This is a genomic window from Paenarthrobacter sp. NPDC091711, from assembly GCF_044756605.1.
Lineage (GTDB): Bacteria > Actinomycetota > Actinomycetes > Actinomycetales > Micrococcaceae > Arthrobacter.
Genome location: NZ_JBIVTF010000013.1, coordinates 91,570 through 108,380 on the forward strand (window position 1 = coordinate 91,570; position 16,811 = coordinate 108,380).

The 16,811-nt window shown below is 62.6% G+C and carries 13 protein-coding genes and 2 riboswitches; of the genes, 3 read left to right on the forward strand and 10 right to left on the reverse strand.

Annotated elements, in window-relative coordinates; all coding sequences use genetic code 11:
- Positions 1-20: 20 nt before the first annotated feature.
- Both ACIQH5_RS17650 and ACIQH5_RS17655 read left to right on the forward strand, forming a co-directional pair.
- Positions 21-917 carry a hypothetical protein gene (locus tag ACIQH5_RS17650; RefSeq protein WP_400405867.1) on the forward strand — a complete coding sequence of 299 codons (897 nt, stop codon included), beginning with the start codon at positions 21-23 and terminating at the stop codon, positions 915-917.
- A gap of 2 nt (positions 918-919) precedes the next feature.
- Positions 920-1,927 (forward strand): hypothetical protein, encoded by a 1,008-nt coding sequence (locus tag ACIQH5_RS17655; RefSeq protein ID WP_400405869.1) that lies wholly within the window; start codon positions 920-922, stop codon positions 1,925-1,927.
- Between the two features lie 18 nt (positions 1,928-1,945).
- Here ACIQH5_RS17655 and ACIQH5_RS17660 read toward each other — a convergent pair whose 3' ends face one another.
- The 10 genes from ACIQH5_RS17660 to ACIQH5_RS17705 all read right to left on the reverse strand — a co-directional run bounded on the left by ACIQH5_RS17660 (position 1,946) and on the right by ACIQH5_RS17705 (position 15,344).
- A complete protein-coding gene (locus ACIQH5_RS17660) occupies positions 1,946-4,975 on the reverse strand; it encodes an alpha-mannosidase (protein WP_400405870.1) in 3,030 nt (1,009 codons plus the stop codon).
- Between the two features lie 131 nt (positions 4,976-5,106).
- Positions 5,107-6,015, reverse strand: coding sequence for a formate dehydrogenase accessory sulfurtransferase FdhD (gene fdhD / locus ACIQH5_RS17665; RefSeq protein WP_400405873.1), 909 nt, complete (start codon positions 6,013-6,015; stop codon positions 5,107-5,109).
- A gap of 1 nt (position 6,016) precedes the next feature.
- Positions 6,017-8,323 carry an FdhF/YdeP family oxidoreductase gene (locus tag ACIQH5_RS17670; RefSeq protein ID WP_400405875.1) on the reverse strand — a complete coding sequence of 769 codons (2,307 nt, stop codon included), beginning with the start codon at positions 8,321-8,323 and terminating at the stop codon, positions 6,017-6,019.
- Positions 8,324-8,374: 51 nt separating this feature from the next.
- Positions 8,375-9,733, reverse strand: a complete 1,359-nt coding sequence (locus ACIQH5_RS17675) for a molybdopterin molybdotransferase MoeA (protein WP_400405878.1) — start codon at positions 9,731-9,733, stop codon at positions 8,375-8,377.
- Positions 9,730-10,674: a DUF6457 domain-containing protein gene (locus tag ACIQH5_RS17680; RefSeq protein ID WP_400405880.1), complete on the reverse strand. Its 945-nt coding sequence runs from the start codon at positions 10,672-10,674 to the stop codon at positions 9,730-9,732. The genes ACIQH5_RS17675 and ACIQH5_RS17680 overlap by 4 nt, the downstream gene beginning before the upstream one ends.
- 42 nt (positions 10,675-10,716) lie before the next feature.
- The gene (locus tag ACIQH5_RS17685; RefSeq protein WP_011773756.1) at positions 10,717-11,217 is read right to left on the reverse strand and encodes an HNH endonuclease; all 501 of its coding nucleotides are present in this window, start codon (positions 11,215-11,217) and stop codon (positions 10,717-10,719) included.
- A gap of 216 nt (positions 11,218-11,433) precedes the next feature.
- Positions 11,434-12,231, reverse strand: coding sequence for an NlpC/P60 family protein (locus tag ACIQH5_RS17690; RefSeq protein ID WP_400405883.1), 798 nt, complete (start codon positions 12,229-12,231; stop codon positions 11,434-11,436).
- Between the two features lie 97 nt (positions 12,232-12,328).
- On the reverse strand, positions 12,329-13,072 hold the full coding sequence (locus tag ACIQH5_RS17695; RefSeq protein WP_400405885.1) for a C40 family peptidase: 744 nt from the start codon (positions 13,070-13,072) through the stop codon (positions 12,329-12,331).
- Positions 13,073-13,076: 4 nt separating this feature from the next.
- A riboswitch (cyclic di-AMP (ydaO/yuaA leader) is annotated at positions 13,077-13,245 on the reverse strand.
- A 138-nt stretch (positions 13,246-13,383) separates the two neighbouring features.
- Complete coding sequence (locus ACIQH5_RS17700; RefSeq protein ID WP_024819808.1) at positions 13,384-14,220, reverse strand: M23 family metallopeptidase; 837 nt, start codon at positions 14,218-14,220, stop codon at positions 13,384-13,386.
- 4 nt (positions 14,221-14,224) lie between these two features.
- Positions 14,225-14,466, reverse strand: a riboswitch (cyclic di-AMP (ydaO/yuaA leader).
- 182 nt (positions 14,467-14,648) lie between these two features.
- Complete coding sequence (locus tag ACIQH5_RS17705) at positions 14,649-15,344, reverse strand: metal-dependent transcriptional regulator (RefSeq protein WP_400405887.1); 696 nt, start codon at positions 15,342-15,344, stop codon at positions 14,649-14,651.
- Positions 15,345-15,637: 293 nt separating this feature from the next.
- Between ACIQH5_RS17705 and serC the strand changes: the two genes are divergently transcribed.
- Positions 15,638-16,768 (forward strand): phosphoserine transaminase, encoded by a 1,131-nt coding sequence (gene serC / locus ACIQH5_RS17710; protein ID WP_400405889.1) that lies wholly within the window; start codon positions 15,638-15,640, stop codon positions 16,766-16,768.
- Positions 16,769-16,811 lie beyond the last annotated feature (43 nt).

Below are 16,811 nucleotides of genomic sequence, written 5' to 3' on the forward strand. Positions count from 1 at the left end.
CAAATATGGGGGATAAATCCTTGGAAGAGACAATCAGCGCGCCCCCCAGGGCCCGCTCCCGACGCACGGTCATCATTGTTGTTGCCGTCGTAGCGGCCTTGGTGGCCGCCGGGCTTGGCACCTGGTTTGCCCTCTCCCGGCCTGCCGAAACAGGCCGTGCCGACGTTGTCCGCTTGGATAAGCACCGCATGATGGTGGACAACTCGATGAACCTCTACGATCCCCTGGTGGAACAGTTTTCGGGACGGTACTCGAACGCCATTTCCGGGAAAGCGGGACAATCGGAAGAGGAGAAAGTCCTGAGCCAGGACCGTGAGCGCATAGTGCGCGAGTCCCAGGCAAATCGCGACCGCCTGCAACACATGGCGGAATCGCCGGTACTCAAGGACCAGGAAGTCGCCGAGTCTTTCAACCGCTTCAAGGATCAGTACGGTGCGGTGATCGCCTACAACGATCAACTGTTGATCAACACCACCAACATCTACCGGTCTGTGGGCGGGCCCTGTGCAGCCCTGCATTCATCCCTGAACGTTTCGAGCGAGTCCTACGCCCAGGACTACGTCAAGAGTGCTGATGAGTGCCTGGCCGCGCTGGTCACCGCCAAGGACGGTGCTGACGCCGAGACCACCACCCTGCTCACAGAGGTTGAGGCAGTCATCCGCGGGCAGCGGGACAAGCAACAGGAAGTACTCAATAGCAAGGACAACTTTGAGCGCCTGAGCAAGAGCATGCTTGCCGGACTTGCTCTGTTGGATATCAATGATGCTTTCGCCAAGGCGCAAACAACATATGAGACGGCCACCAAGGACAAATACTCAAAGATCATCGAGAGTGCCAACAGCTCGAATTCCGACTTCGAAGGCGTCCTCAAGAAGAGCCTGGAAAAGTTTGATGCAGCATCCGGTGAGGGGAAATAGCGATGACCATGGAGCCCGTTCGCAGTAAGCGCCGCCCAGTCCTTATTGCCCTTGCCATTGCCGTTGTGCTGGCGGTGGTTGCCTCGGTAGTGGTGATTTCCTTGACCACCATGGCCGCTCAGCAGCGCAGGGAAAGCCTGGCCCTCCTCAAGGATGAGCGCCTGACGGCACTCGTTGATGCTAGAGGCAAAGTCCAGCCCGCAGTAAACAAGTACTTGGCCGCGTACAAGAAGGCCCGCAACGCCCCCGCATCACGCGAGGAGGCTGAGAAGAGCTCCGCCACGGAGCGGGACGAGTTCCAGCAGACCATCAACTCCGCCCGCACGGCCTTGGCCGAGGTGCAGGCCAGCAACACCGCCGGTGCAGAAGCAGTCACGGTCACTGGGGCCGTAGACCTCCTTGGCGACTCCTACCAGGCATACCTCGATTCCATGGAAGGCCTCGTGGAGTCATACGCTCAGTTCGAAGGCCTCTTCAGGGAGGACGCAGGGTGCAGCGGACTCTTTGTGGGATCCAAAGCAGCCAACCTCCGGGAACGCCAAACACTCCTTGGACAGGCCGCTGTCCCTTGCCGTGAAGCCGTCAACCAACTCAAGCAGTCCAAGAACATCTCCTACGTGGAGTTTGCCCGCACCTTGGACAACGAGATTGCACAGCTGGAATCGCACGCGGAAACAACCGCAAAGTCCGAGGAGAACTACAACGAATTTGTTCGGCTGAAGGATGAGTTCGTCAAGAAAGCTGATGACGCCGCCGCCCGGAATGCCTCAGAAGAGGAACTTCTCAAGATCGCGGACGAAGTCAAGGCGTTCAACACCCGGATAAAGAACAACAGGTCAGAGTTCGACTTTGCGGCCAAACGCTACCTGAACGGCGTGAAGGAAATGCCCACTTTGGTTGAGGAAGTGTTCTCCAAGAACGTGGCCGCCCAGATCAAACACCACGACACCGTGATCCCCCTTCGGGTCCAGGTGCTCAAAGATGCCATCGACGCCGAACTGGCGGAGTAACTCAGCGAACCACTTCTATCAGCGAATCAACCTCAGCGTGACCAATTGGAAGGGCCGGAGCACCAGCTTGGCGTCGGAGCCCTTCTCCACGGTCACGCCGGGAGCTTCGGCGGGGCGTTCCAGCAGATCCGTGGCAATCACATCTGAGCACTCAAAGTTGGCACTCAGGATTCCTGTTGAACGCTCCCCCAGCGATTCATAGAGCCGGACAATCACATCGCCTGAGCCATCCTCTGCCAGCTTCACCGCCTCCACCACAATCGCGGGGTTGGTCACGGACAGCAGCGGCTCCACAGGCCGTCCGCCAGTGATGAACCTCGGCTGCAGGTTGGTGCGGTAACCCTCTTCCACGGCATCAGCGATCGCAGCGCCGGGCCGGATGGACAACTCCAGCGTGTGTTCGCCCCGGTCTGCCTCGGGGTCCGGGAACCGGGCGGAGCGCAGCAGCGAGGTGCGGACCGTCGTCGTGGTTCCGCCATCGGCTCGGACCGCCCTGGTGACGTCGTGACCGTAGCTGGAGGAGTTGCTCACGGCCACGCCGTAGCCGGGCTCGGCCACATGGATCCAGCGGTGGGCGCAGATTTCGAACTTGGCTGCTTCCCAGGATGTGTTGGTGTGCGTCGGGCGGAAGACATGGCCAAATTGGGTCTCGGACGCTGACCGGTCCGCCCTGACGTCCAGGGGGAAGGCGATCTTGAGCATCTTTTCGCGTTCCTGCCAGTCCACCGTGGTGCTGATCCCCAGCGACGCCGCACCGGCGTCGAGAGTCAGGCGTTGCGAAATGGTGGAGGCACCCACCTTGCGCTTGACCACCACGACGACGGCAGACGGCGACCGCTCAACATCAAGCGCATCCGCTTGGGTCAAGGGAGTGACGTTGCGGCGGTAGAACTCTTCGATGTCCCAGGCGTCCCACTCGTTCGGGGTATCGCGGAACAGCTCCAGCAGGTTGCCGGTATGCCCGGGGGCGATCGCGTCGCGGCCACTGGCATGGTCCACTAGCGAGGTCAGCAGGCCGTCATGGTTCAGGACGGCCCGGATGATGCCGTTATCCAGAACGTAGCCGTCCTCCAGCTCGTCCACCGTGACTCCGGGCCCGGGCTCCGTTGCCTCGGCCGCCCCCAGCGCGGGGACGCCGTTACGCTGATGCGGGGCGGCGTTCAGCAGGAACTGCTGAACGCCTTCGCCTACCAGTGCTTGGGCTGCATGGCTGATGATCGCCTCAAGGTCCCTGGCTATGGCTTCATAGTTCCGTTCGGCGTCCTGATGGACCCAGGCAATGGAGCTGCCAGGCAGGATGTCGTGGAATTGCTGGAGGAGAACCAGCCGCCAGAGTCGTTTGAGCTCGCCTGCGGGATACGCGTAGGCTCCGCCCAAGCGGACGGCGGCAGTGGCGCACCACAGCTCCGCTTCGCGCAGAAGGTGTTCACTCCGACGGTTGCCGCGCTTGGTCTTCGCCTGGCTGGTGTACGTTCCACGGTGCATTTCCAGGTACATCTCACCCACCCATACGGGCAGCTTGGTGTACTCGGCTTCGGCCTTCATGAAGAAGTCCTTGGCTGTGCCCATGCGGACCTTCGGGGAGCCTTCCAAATCTGCCGTGCGGTGCGCAGCGGCAACCATTTCGCGCGTAGGTCCGCCACCGCCGTCGCCATAGCCGAAAGGCACCAGTGACATGGTCCCGCGGCCGTGATCACGGTAATTGCGCTCTGCGTGGGCCAGTTCGCGTCCGTGCAGCTCAGCGTTGTACGTGTCCACCGGCGGGAAATGCGTAAACAGGCGGGTGCCGTCTATGCCTTCCCAGGCGAAGGTGTGGTGAGGCATCCGGTTGACCTTGTTCCAGGAGATCTTTTGGGTGAGGAACCACCGCGAACCGGCTTCCTTGACGATCTGCGGGATGGCTCCGGAGTAACCAAACGAATCGGGGAGCCAAGCCTCCTGGCATTCGATGTCGAACTCGTTCAGGAAGAAGCTCTTCCCTTCCACGAATTGGCGGGCCATGGCCTCGCCGCCTGGCATATTGGTGTCCGATTCCACCCACATGCCACCCACTGGAACGAACTGGCCGGCCTTCACCTTTTCCCGGATGCGCACAAAGAGCTCAGGGAAGAACTCTTTCATCCACGCCATCTGCTGTGCCGAAGAACAAGAGAACACAAAATCGGGGTCTTCATCCATCAAGGCCACCACATTGGAGAAGGTGCGGGCACACTTGCGGATGGTTTCGCGTACGGGCCACAGCCAGGCCGAGTCGATGTGCGCATGGCCGGTAGCCAGCAGTTCGTGGGCCGAGGCGTAAGCGGGTCGGCTGAGGACCTGTGTCAGCTCTGCGCGGCCGGCGGCGGCGGTTCCGGCAACGTCGTCCGGGTCCATGACGTCCAGCATGCGCTCAAGCGCACGCAGGATCTCGTGGCGTCGTGGCATTTCGATGGGAAGTTCGTGCATCAAGCCGCTGAGGGTCCAGACGTCCTGGTTGAGTTCCCACACAGTTTCGTTCATTTCAGCGATGGCGATGCGGCCCAGTCTGTACTGGGGCTCTTCGCCGGAGGTCGCCTTATCACCCAAAGGCGTGGGCGCGAACGACCAACCCTGTGCGACATCAGGATTGGCTGCGGCCTCCACATAGAAGTCCACGGAGTGGCCTCCGCCCAGAAGTTTGAGCGGCACGTGGTAATTCCGGGGCGAAATCGCCTTGATGATGCTTCCATCGGAGCGCCAGGCGGTGCCTTCACACTGGAAACCGGGGACTTCGCTGTTGAAGCCAAGATCAACAATGATCTCCACTGTGGTGGACTCAGCCATGCCCCAGTCCTCCGGCACCTCGCCCTGCAGGCGCAGCCATTTGGTGCTCCAAGCCTTGCCCCATGGAGCTCCGGGCTCCTGCTGTGCATAGACCTGGCGTAGCGCTTCGGCGGCCGGCACGGGCTCGCCGGGCGCGTCCCAACTGCTCAGCTGAAGCGGGATCGCCCGGCCATAAATAGCCGGAAGAATGCGTTCCCGAACAAATCGGTCCAGACGCTCTTCAGTGATCCGGCGGTCGTCGTGCAATGAGTTCCCCTTTGGGCGTTCGCTGGGTGGCAAGTCTCGTTAACCGCGGCCCTTAAGTGCCGGGCGCGGAGGGCGAAGGTGGCATCGCCGCGCTTCCAATCGATGGATAAAATCTACGTTGTTCCATCTTATTAGCCAAGTGACTGACCACTATCGCCAACGGACTCCAGTTCTGCAGCAGGGGCGTCCGCAACAATCCTGTCCCGGCCGGCGTACACGTTAAGGCTGAGCCCGCGGCTGAAGCCAGCCAGCGTGATCCCCGTTTCCTCCGCCAGTTCCGCGGCAAGGCTGGACGGCGCGCTCACGGCAGCCAGCACAGGAATGCCCGCCATGGCTGCTTTCTGAACGAGCTCGAACGATGCCCGGCCGGATACCTGAAGCACCGTGCCCTTCAGCGGGAGCATACCGGCGCGCAGGGCCCAGCCCACCACCTTGTCCACGGCGTTGTGCCTGCCTACGTCTTCCCGCAGGCACAGCAGCTCCGTGCTGCCGTCGTCGTGGATCCTGAAGAGTCCGGCAGCGTGCACGCCACCGGTTTTGTCAAAGACCGCCTGCGCCTCGCGGAGGCGGTCCGGCAGTGCGGCGAGGGCCCGGACCGGGACCGTGACGTTGTCCTCCCGCGGACTGTGGTGTGAGGACTTGCGGACAGCCTCGATCGAGTCCGTGCCGCAGATTCCACAGGAGCTGGAGGTGTAGACGTTGCGGCCGGTGTCCGGCCGTTCCACGTCCGGCCGAAGCTGCGCGTCCACCACGTTGAAGGTCTGTACGCCGTTTTCGTCCTCTCCGGAGCAGAACCGTTCGGAGACCAGCTGTCCCGGCTCCCAGATGATTCCTTCCGACACCAGGAATCCCGCGACGAGGTCGAAGTCGTCTCCGGGGGTCCGCATGGTCACGGAGAACGACATCTCGCCCAAGCGGATCTCAAGTGGCTCCTCCACCGCCAGGACGTCTTCCTTGAACCGTACGGGATGTTCCAATGCCTGAGGCGAACCGTCCAAGACAAATTTGTGCACCTTGCGGCGCTGGGTTACACGTCCCATATCAGGATCCGTTCTCCTCATGCTTGACGAAGCGTACCGTCATGGCTTTGTAGCCGGGGGTGTTGGATTCCCGTGCCACCAGTTCGCGGTGGACCAGCGCGTTGGCTTCCGGGAAGTATGCTGCGGCGCAGCCCTTGGCTGTGGGGTATCCGATGAGCCGGAACTTGTCGGCCCGCCGTTCCGTTCCCGCGAAGGTGGAGATGACATCCACCAGGTCACGGTCTTCGAAGCCCAGTTCCTTCAGGTCCTCCGGGTGGACCAGGATCACACGGCGGCCCTCCGAGACGCCACGGTACCGGTCATCCAAACCATAGAACGTGGTGTTGTACTGATCGTGGCTGCGAACCGTCTGCAGGATCAGGTGGCCCGCCGGTGCCTCAAGGTACTCAAGCGGCCGCACGGAGAAACGTCCCTTGCCGATGTCCGTGGCGAAGGTCCGGGTATCCCTGGGCGGATTGGGCAGGACGAAGCCGTTCTTGGTTCGAACCCTGGCGTTGAAGTCCTCGAAGCCGGGAATGACCCGCGAGATGTGGTCCCGGATGACGTCGTAGTCCTCGGCCATGGCGCGCCAGTCCACACTGTGGTTGTCCCCCAGCGTCGCTTGCGCCATGCGGGCCACGATCACCGGTTCGCTCAGCAGGTGCTCGGACACCGGCTCCAAGCGCCCTTGCGTTTTGTGGATGACGGACATGGAGTCCTCCACGGAAAGGAACTGCTTGCCCTTGGGGTGTTTGTCATCAGTGTCCGTCCGGCCCAGCGTGGGCAGGACCAGGGACGTTTTGCCGTGTACCACGTGGGCGCGGTTGGGCTTGGTGGAAATATGGACAGTCAGTCCGGCCTTCTTCAAGCCTTCCTCCAAGGCTGCGGTGTCCGATCCCGCCGCTGCGAAGTTTCCGCCCATGGAGACGAAAACATCCACCTCGCCCTTTTCCAAGGCGTGCTGGGTTTCCACGGAGTCGTAGCCGTGATCCCGGGGCATGTGGAAGCCGAACTCCGCATCCAGCGCGGCGAGGAACGGTTCCTTGGGTTTCTCCCAGATGCCCATGGTGCGGTCGCCTTGGACATTGGAGTGCCCCCTGACAGGGCAGGCACCGGCACCACGTTTGCCGAAGTTACCCTGAAGCAGCAAAAGGTTGATGATCTCGCGGAGCGTATCCACCGAGTGGGGCTGCTGGGTCAGACCGAGAGCCCAGCAGATGATGGTTGCCTTCGACGCAGCCATCATCGCCGCCGCCTGGGTAATCTCTTCACGGCTCAGCCCTGTTGCCCGCTCCGTTGCGGCCCAATCCAGCACCGAACGGGCTTCCTTGTAGGCAGCGAACCCTTCGGTCTGCTCATCAATAAAGGAATGGTCGACTACCGTGCCCGGGTTGCGCTTCTCTTCCTCCAGGAGCAGGTGGCCCAGAGCCTGGAACAGGGCGAGGTCGCCGCCTACTTTGATCTGCAAGAACTCATCAGCGATGGTGGTGCCGCCACCGATGACACCGTTCAGGGACTGGGGATCCTTGAAGTTCAGGAGACCCGCTTCGGGAAGCGGGTTGACGGCGATGATTTTGCCGCCGTTGTTCTTGCAGTCACGGAGGGCGGACAGCATGCGTGGGTGATTGGTTCCGGGATTTTGGCCCACCACCAGGACCAACTGCGCGTGGTGGATGTCCTCCAGTGAGACGGTGCCTTTTCCGATTCCGATGGTGGGGTTGAGGGCACTGCCGGAAGACTCATGGCACATGTTGGAGCAATCGGGAAGGTTGTTGGTGCCGAGGCTCCGGGCAAACAACTGGTACATGAAGGCGGTCTCGTTGGCCGTCCTGCCGGACGTGTAGAACACACACTTGTCCGGAGTGGAGGCGTTGATGTGCTCCCCGATCAGGGCGAAAGCGTCGGCCCACGTGATGGGCGAATAGTGGGTGTCCCCCGGTTTGATGACCACAGGCTCGGAAAGTCGACCTTGGCTTCCCAACCAGTACTCGGTCTTATCCTCAAGGTCCGCGAGGGAATGCTTGGCCCAGAATTCGGCGCCCACCGTACGGGTGGTGCTCTCCTCGGCGATCGCTTTTGCACCGTTCTCGCAGAACTCTGCGGGACTCCGCCTGCCCGTGATTGATTCCGGCCATGCGCATCCCGGACAATCGAAACCGTCATGCTGGTTGACCCTGAGCATGGAACGGACCGTACGGCTCACGCCGGCTTGGGCATAACCGCGTTCGAGGGCAACCGTGACAGCTTTGAGGCCGGCCGCTGCTTGTTTGGGCGGGTGGATCTGCAGGTCATCTTCGTTGATGTCCTGTTCTGGAGCATGCCTGTTCATGAGTCCATCATTGCACTTTGTCACCAGACCCAAAGCCCCTTATGACACGCCTCAAGCGTCCAGCGCGCTCCAGTCCACGGGACCGGAAGGAGCCTTTCTTTGTTGCCGCGGCGCCGCTTTCCGGGCCTTCTCTTCCGGGGCCTTGGGCACGGGCAGTGCTTTGCCCCAAGGCAGTGCGAACGCAGGCACCATCTCACCCAGCTGGACTCCGTGTGGTGGCACCACCATCACCCCATCCGCGCCGGCCAGGCCACGCATCATTCCAGGGCCGGCATGTTGGGTTGGAGACGCCAGTCCATACACCAGCTTGAACGGCATCAAGCGGGTGCGTCCAAGCTCGGGATCGATGGTGGTGCCGCAGGGAACCTCACCCACCTCTTCCAGACGGCCGTGACCCAAAGCCGCCAGCAAGGGTGCGCCTACGGTAAACAAAGCCATCATGGCAGCCAGGGGATTTCCCGGCAGGCCCAACACAAACCGGCCGTCGGGCAGTTCCGCCAACACTGCCGGATGTCCCGGGCGCATGGCGATGCCATCAATCAGCAGACTGCCACCCAGTTCAGCTACGGCTTTCCGCAGGTGGTCGGTCCCCGAGCGTCCCGTCCCGCCCGTAGTAATCACGACGTCGGCAGGCGGCTCCGCTTCAACGAACGGTTCGTCGGGGGTCAGTTCGTCCAGCGTTGGCTCGGTATCCTGGAGTGCGTCGATCCACTCCTCATAGTTGTCGCCCACCCTGAGTTGTTCCCCTGCGATGCCGCCCAAAAGCTCAACCACGGCGCCCAGCTGCGGACCGAAGGTATCCCGGACCTGGCCAGGAAGCGGAACACCCCGGGTGACCACTTCCGAACCCGTCAGGAGGAACCGGACCAGCGGTTTTCCGAGAACCTCGAGGTGATCCAGCCCAGCAAGCGCTGCCAAGGCAATGTGTGCCGGATTCAGAACCGTCCCGGCGTTGAGCAGGATGTCACCCTCGGCGGCTTCTCCAGCGGCTTTACGGATGTGTTGGCCGTTGCGGGGCTCCCCCGGTTTGGCGCTGCCGCCGAGCGCAAGCACCGGCAGGCCGTCGTCGTCGGTGGTTATCACACCGCTCTCGCTGCGCAGGACTGCCTTGGCCCCGGGCGGAATCAGCCCGCCCGTGACTATGGGACTGGCTTGGTGCGGCGTCAGCCGCTGCCCCGGCTCGTTGAGTATCCATGGACCACTGCCGTTGACGGCCCACCCGTCCATGGCGGACGAGGCATAGTGGGGCATGTCCTGCACGGCCACGGCATCCGAGGCCAAGGTGCGCCCAAGGGCTGTACCAAGCGGGACAGGGCCTGACGGAATGGGAGCGGCGACATCAAACGCGCGCTGCCGGGCTTCATGCCATGTGTGTGCCGCGTGATGGCCCTCGTTGGGGGCCACCGTCATTCCGTGCCGGTCCCGGACTCCGAGTACTCCTTGGCAATTTTGCGGGCAAGTTCCAAGGCAGCGTTCATGGACGCGTCATCGCTGGCCTGGCCGATCCCGCGGGCCATGCCAGCCGCATATCCGGCAATGAACGTTGTCAAGGGCGCGGCGGGGCGCACCACTGAGTGCGCTGCAACACCTGCCACCGCTAGGACCTCGTTGATGTCCACCTCCACGCCCTCCAGCTCGAAAGCCTGAAGCAGTGTCCGGCACCATTCCTCGAGCGTCTCTTCCTGGCTCTTCACGTCCGCCTCCAACTCGTAGTCAATGCCCAAGGCCGCCGCGTCCTCCCACGTATCCACGTCATCCGTGGACCCCGCAGGGACCTCAACGTCCAGCACGTTCAGCCTAGCAAGCAGCCGGAACACTGAAGAGTTCGTTAACCCCGAACCTTCTGAAGCTACGCCCACTTCCCTTTCCAGGGCGGCCGTACTGTAGGCCCCCAGGAGTGGTTGCTTTCGCCCGTCCACAGAGACAGCCATGGCGCCTTCCGCCCCAGGACTGGACTCCAGCGCGGCCCACAGAAGACCAACTCCGCGGGAGGCATGCGGCATGTCGCAAGCCAGAACCAGCGTCCACGGACTGCTTTCACCATTTTTCGTCAGCGCAGCCAGGCCTGCTGCAATGGCTGCCGCAGGTCCGGCAAACACCGGCTCCTCACGTGCCAGCAGGATCCTGCCCGGGAGCTGTCCGCCGGCGCCCGCCCGTCCACTGATTACAGCCTCGCCACCGCCTCCTGAACCGGGTACATCCGGCCCCACCACAACCACCGCCGAAGCACCCCGGGCAGCGTGCAGTGCATGCTGAAGGAGGGTGTCGCCGTCGTACTTCAAGGTTGGCTTGGGCACGCCACCGAGGCGGGTGGCCCTCCCACCCGCCAAAATCACGGCATTGAACTCCATCCGCCCAGATTACCCGGGCGTTCGGGGCTCAGCAGAAATCGATCAGGCAGCGGATTCCGGCAACAGGAACGGGTCCCAGTCCGGCGCAGGTTTCTCGAGTTCTTTGATCTGCCACATGGTTCCCTGGGGCACACCGGGTTTGAAACGGAGCTTCCAGCCCATCTCAGCCAGCGTGTGGTCGCTCTTGGCGTTGTTGCATTTCAAGCACGCCGCAACCAGGTTTTCCCAGGAATCCGCGCCGCCCCTGGACTTGGGGTGGACGTGGTCTATGGTGTGGGCTGTTTTCCCGCAATAGGCACAGCGGTGTCCGTCGCGGCGAAGAACTCCACGACGACTCACGGCGGTAATCCTGTTGTACCGGGGGCGGATGTAGCGGTTGAGAAGAATCACGGATGGACGTCCGAGAACTTCCTGTGGCCCGACGACAGGCTCGTCGCCTTCGGCCACTACGCTAGCTTTCCCCGTCAACACAAGGACCAGCGCCCGGCGGAATGTTATTACCGCCAGCGGTTCATATCCAGCATTCAGAACGAGTGTGCGCATGCACGTACCTCTTCACGGCCGCACCCGTCAGGGGCACGAGGGCCGGCTGCCCTCTGCTTGTACGGGCTGTGGATCGACACCATAAGGGTAAGCACTTATATGCCGTATCAACGAATTTTTCTGTCGTTTCGCTCACAGTGTCGGCAAGAATTCACGCGCGGTTAAAGCAGAACACCCCGCCGGCCGAAGCCTGCGGGGTGTTCAGAAGAGGGTGTATCAGCCGTTGACGCGGATGAAAACCGGGCCGGAGCCCACGTTGACGCTGAACAGTGCCGTGGTGGATCCGTTCCATCCACCGTGAACCGCCTGACCGTTGCCCACGTAGACAGCGATGTGGGCCTGTCCAGCCAAACCACCGTTGGCGTAGTAGGCGAGGTCGCCGGGCTGGGCTTCTGCTGCACTGACCGTGCGGCCCAAGGAGAGGTAGCCTGCAGGCCAGTCGTGGAAGTTGATGCCCACGGCTGCAAGGGAGTTGGTGACCAGCATGGTGCAGTCCTGGGTGACGCCGAGCTGGGCGTAAGCAGCTGCTGCGATGGCTGCGCCGAGTCCGCTGGAAGCGGCCGGAGCTGCCGGTGCAGGGGTTGCATTGCTGACAGCCACAGTAGCGTTGGCAGCCGGAGCGGCCTTGGCGGCAACCGCAGTTGCTTCCTTGGCTTCGACCTTTGCTTCAACCTTGGCCGGGGCTTCTTCCACCACTACGGGAGCAGGGGCTTCCACGGTGGTGACCACGGGGCGCTCGTAGGAGATGGCCACGGTGGAGTCCGCTGCGATGGTGGCCTGAACTACCGACTGAACGTCCAGAGTGGACGTGGAGGTCGACTCGCGGTCCACATTGGTGTCTGCAGCGTTGGCAGCGATGCCACTGGTCAGGACCAGGCCTGAAGCTGCGGCGATCACTGCTGCCTGGCGGCCAACGCCGCCGGCGTTGGAGCTGACAGCCTTGGCGATGACGGCAATCGAGCTGGTCTTAGGGGCCTCGGCGCGGTGCCGTGCAAGCTTGTTTGCACTGGTCATGATTTTCTCTTTTCGTATCCGAGTGCAGTTGGGGTGCACACGGGTAGTGGGTTGGCAGGCACTGTGGGCATGCCGGCCGACCCCGAACCGGATTGTTTTAGCGGAGGGTGTAGAACGAGGAAGTGCCGGTGGAAGCTACTGAGTGCAGCAGCGTTCCCTGACCGGGGTTCAAAGCGCTGATCATCATGCCGTTGCCGACGTAGATGCCCACGTGGGCTCCGCCGTTCTGCATGACGAGGTCGCCGGGAGAAGGAGTGCTGGTGGGGGTCATGGCCGTCCAGGCATTCACGCGGGGGATGCTGATGCCCGCCTGTGCGTAAACCCACTGGGTGAAGCCGGAGCAATCCCAACCGTTGGGCGTTGTGCCGCCCCAAACGTAGGGAGAACCGATTCCGGTGTAGGCGATGGCGGCCAAGCCGGAGGCAGCTGCGCTGGCAGCCGGGTCCTTGGCTTCGGAGGACTTCGCCGTCACGGCTTCAGACGCATCTTCGGTGGTGGCCGCTGCACGCTCAGTAACCTGGGCTGCGCGCTGGACTACCTTGGGGGCTTCCTTGGTGGCCACGGTGGGGCTCTCGAAGGAAACGGTGGCTGTTGGCTCTGCTGTGACCACTGCCGTAACAACCAGCTGTTGGGTGCTGGAGGCTTCGGTTTTGGAAACGTCGGCGTCTGCTGCGTGTGCGGGCAATCCGACAGTGAGGACGAGGCCTGAGGCTGCTGCGAGAACGGCGGCCTGGCGGCCCACAGTTCCGGCGTTGGAGGAAACAGCCTTGGAAAGCGTGTTCAACGGGTTCGTACGAACCGTTTGGGCGCGATGGCGCGCAGGGGTAGTGCGTGATGACACGTAGGTAGCCTCTCCCAATGCCTGCGAGGTGAGCTGTCGGATTCGGATGGGAGTCATCCGGCCGCTCTGCTTCCAAAGAAGTTTTGCGACTTAACCCCAAGGCCTTCTCTCGAAGACCAGAAGTGGTTCCCCCGCCCCTGCCAGACGATTTATGCGAACGGACCTTGAGCGGTGGCAGAGCTAGGCAATCCACTCAAGTGCACCGGCCCCCTAAAAAGCCGATGCGCTCTGTACGCTACAACAGTTGAACGCGAATGTCACATTCAGGTCACGGGGCGTCCCGCATATGCGAGAGGCGACCATCAGCTGGCTTAGAGCCAGCCCATGGGGTCTACTACTTCTCCGTTGACCTGGACCTCGAAGTGGAGGTGGCAGCCGGTGGAAGCGCCCGTGGTGCCGCTCAGCGCGACGGTATCGCCACGGTTGACGGTCTGGCCCACCTGGACGGTGAATGACGACAGGTGGTTGTACGTGGTTTCGAGGCCGTTGCCGTGGTCAATGACCACGCGGTTGCCTCCGCCGTACTCGTGCCATCCAGCGAAGGTGACCTTGCCGGTGGCTGCTGCGTGCACAGCGGTGCCGCACTGGGCTACGAAGTCCTGGCCCCGGTGGAAATCGCCGGCGCCGCCCGTGAGGGGGCTGACACGGTAGCCGAAGGGGGATGCCGTGGCGAGCGAATCAAGCGGGCTGGCCATGGTGCCAACGGATGAGGCGCGCTGGATGCTTCCGGCCGACTGGGCGCTGAGCAGTTGCTTCAGCTTCCCATCGGGGTCAGCTGCAGTGGCGACGGCGGCGCGGCTGAAGTCGATCTTGGCCGAAGCGGCGGCGGAGACCTCCGGCTGGCTGCCGGCGGGGGCTGCGACGGCAAGGGCGGATTCGGTCTGGCCTGATTCCGAGGTGGCCATGACCGGGCTGGTGGCCGGCAGTCCGACAGTCAGGGCGAGTCCGGTGGCGGCAAGCGCAACACCGGCCTTCTGCCCGACGCCGCTGGCAGCGGCGAAGTCGGCAACCTGGCGCAAGGGGCTCTTACGGCGGCGCACCTGACGCTCGGTGTCGCGGGGCCGGATCTCCGTTACGACGGTGGCTGGCCGCAGCTCAGCAGCGGGGCCGGACGCACGGCGGCGGCCCCTGACGTTCTGCGATGTCAAACTCTGTTCCTCTCTCAAAAGCCTGCGAAGTTAGCTGTCGGATTCGGGTCAGAGAGTACAAAGACCCGGTCCGCACGAGGCGCTCACGGCACACAGGTATCCCAAGAGGGACTTGCATACGTGGGCACTTCTGCTGCGGACTTCACCCCAAGGCTGCTTCTTTAGACAGCCGCTTGTGGTTCCCCCGCCTCTGCCAGTGGTGGGTGACACACCTGATCCGCTGGCAGAGCTCGGCTCCGGATCAGGTAACGCTTTGGTATCGGCGCTAGTAGATAACTATAGGGGATTAAGGCCTTCGGTAATAAATTCGTTATCAACAGGAACGCACTCAGCGCGGAAGGCCTTTATCATCTTTTTCAGAAAACCGCAGGTCACACGCGCAGAACAGGCGCAGAAGTGAGGTTTGGCACGGCGCCTTCCGGCTCCGGTCAGCTGACGGAGACGAAAACGTGCGCAGCCACCTCGGGAGGCAATTCCAAAGCGCCTTCAATACCGGGGACCCGGACCGAAATGTACTCGCCAACGCGTTCCAGCGAGACACTTGCGCCCGGGCGGATTCCGCCTTCGTCCAGCTGGGTCAGGAGCTCCGGCTCCACCTGGATGGGTTCGGCGAGCCGGGTGACCGCCACGCGCGAGTCGGGGGCATATCCGTCCATGGCCTGAAGCAGGTTGACGTCGAGCCGCGGGAAGGGCTGGCTGGCAAGGCCACCGAGCGCCTCAAGTCCGGGGATGGGGTTGCCGTAAGGCGATTCCGTGGGATGCTCCAGAAGCTCGTAGAGGCGGCGCTCCACGCGCTCGCTCATGACATGCTCCCAGCGACACGCTTCATCGTGAACGTAAGCCCAATCCAACCCGATCACATCAGCCAGCAGGCGCTCCGCCAAGCGGTGCTTGCGCATGACTTCGGTGGCGCGCTTCCGGCCCACTTCCGTCAGTTCAAGGTGGCGGTCGTTGGACACAATCACCAGGCCATCGCGCTCCATGCGTCCGATGGTCTGGGAAACAGTGGGTCCGGAGTGGCGCAGGCGCTCGGCGATGCGGGCCCGGAGAGCCACAATGTTTTCTTCTTCAAGCTCCAAAATGGTCCGAAGATACATCTCAGTGGTATCGATCAGATCCGTCATCCAGCTCAGCTCTCCTCGAACGCAGTTTCTTGCGTAATCTCCACCGTACCGCGTCCCTTGCCAGGGCGGACGGTGTACACCGCCGCCCCCTGAACGCCAACCCCCAGCCTAGCTTATTTGGAATTACTCTGGATAATTCCGGTCGCATTCGGTGAGCCCGCATTCCACGTAGCGGACTATGACGGCCGCAGGTTCCTGCGCGCGGGCCGTGTCAGGCAGAATTGGGGTGTCGAAGGGGCAGTTGCTGCCCTATGCCACCTCCCATCTCTAGCCGACACCCATTGGAGCGCCACGTGAGCGACAACAGCATCACCATTCCCGCCGACCTGCTGCCCAAGGACGGACGCTTCGGCGCTGGACCGTCCAAGGTTCGCCCGGAACAGATCGAGGCGCTGTCTGCAGCATCGTCCACCATTCTCGGCACTTCCCACCGCCAGGCTCCCGTCAAGAACCTGGTTGGTTCGGTCCGTGAAGGACTCAGCCAGTTCTTCCGCGCTCCGGAAGGCTATGAAGTGGTCCTCGGAGTGGGCGGTTCAACGGCATTTTGGGATGTGGCTGCGTTTGGCTTGGTGGAGAAGAAGGCACAGCACCTCTCCTTCGGTGAGTTCGGTTCCAAGTTCGCCGCCGCCACCAACAAGGCACCCTTCCTTGAAGCTTCTTCCATCATCAAAGCCGAACCCGGAACCCGCCCCGTGTCACAGGCCGAAGCCGGTGTTGATGTCTACGCCTGGCCCCAGAACGAAACGTCAACGGGCGTAGCCGCTCCCGTGAAGCGGGTCCAGGGTGCTGACGAAGGCTCCCTCGTCCTGGTGGACGCCACCTCAGCGGCCGGTGGACTGGACGTTGACGTTGCCGAGTCGGACGTCTACTACTTCGCCCCGCAAAAGAACTTCGCCTCCGACGGTGGACTATGGCTGGGTCTCTTCTCCCCCGCCGCCTTGGAGCGCGCCGCCCGTATCAAAGCCAGCGGCCGCTGGATCCCGGACTTCCTGGACCTGCAGACCGCCATTGACAACTCCAAGCTGAACCAGACGTACAACACCCCGTCGCTCTCCACCTTGGTGACCCTGGATGCCCAGGTGCAGTGGCTTAACAGCAACGGCGGCTTGGACTTCGCCAGCAAGCGCACGGCAGATTCCGCCAACCGCATCTACTCCTGGGCTGAGGCCTCGGAGTACGCAACGCCTTTCGTCGCCAAGGCCGAAGACCGCTCCAACGTCATTGCCACCATCGACTTCGACGACTCCATTGACGCCGCGGCCATTGCCAAGGTCCTGCGCGCCAACGGCGTGGTGGACACCGAGCCGTACCGCAAGCTCGGCCGCAACCAGCTCCGCATTGCCACATTCGTCGCCATCGAGCCGGACGACGTTTCCGCACTGCTCGCCAGCATCGACTACGTAGTGGGCGAACTGAAGAAGTAGCACCACTGGCTGTCGTCGGCGTCGTTCGGGTAGTTCCCGGACG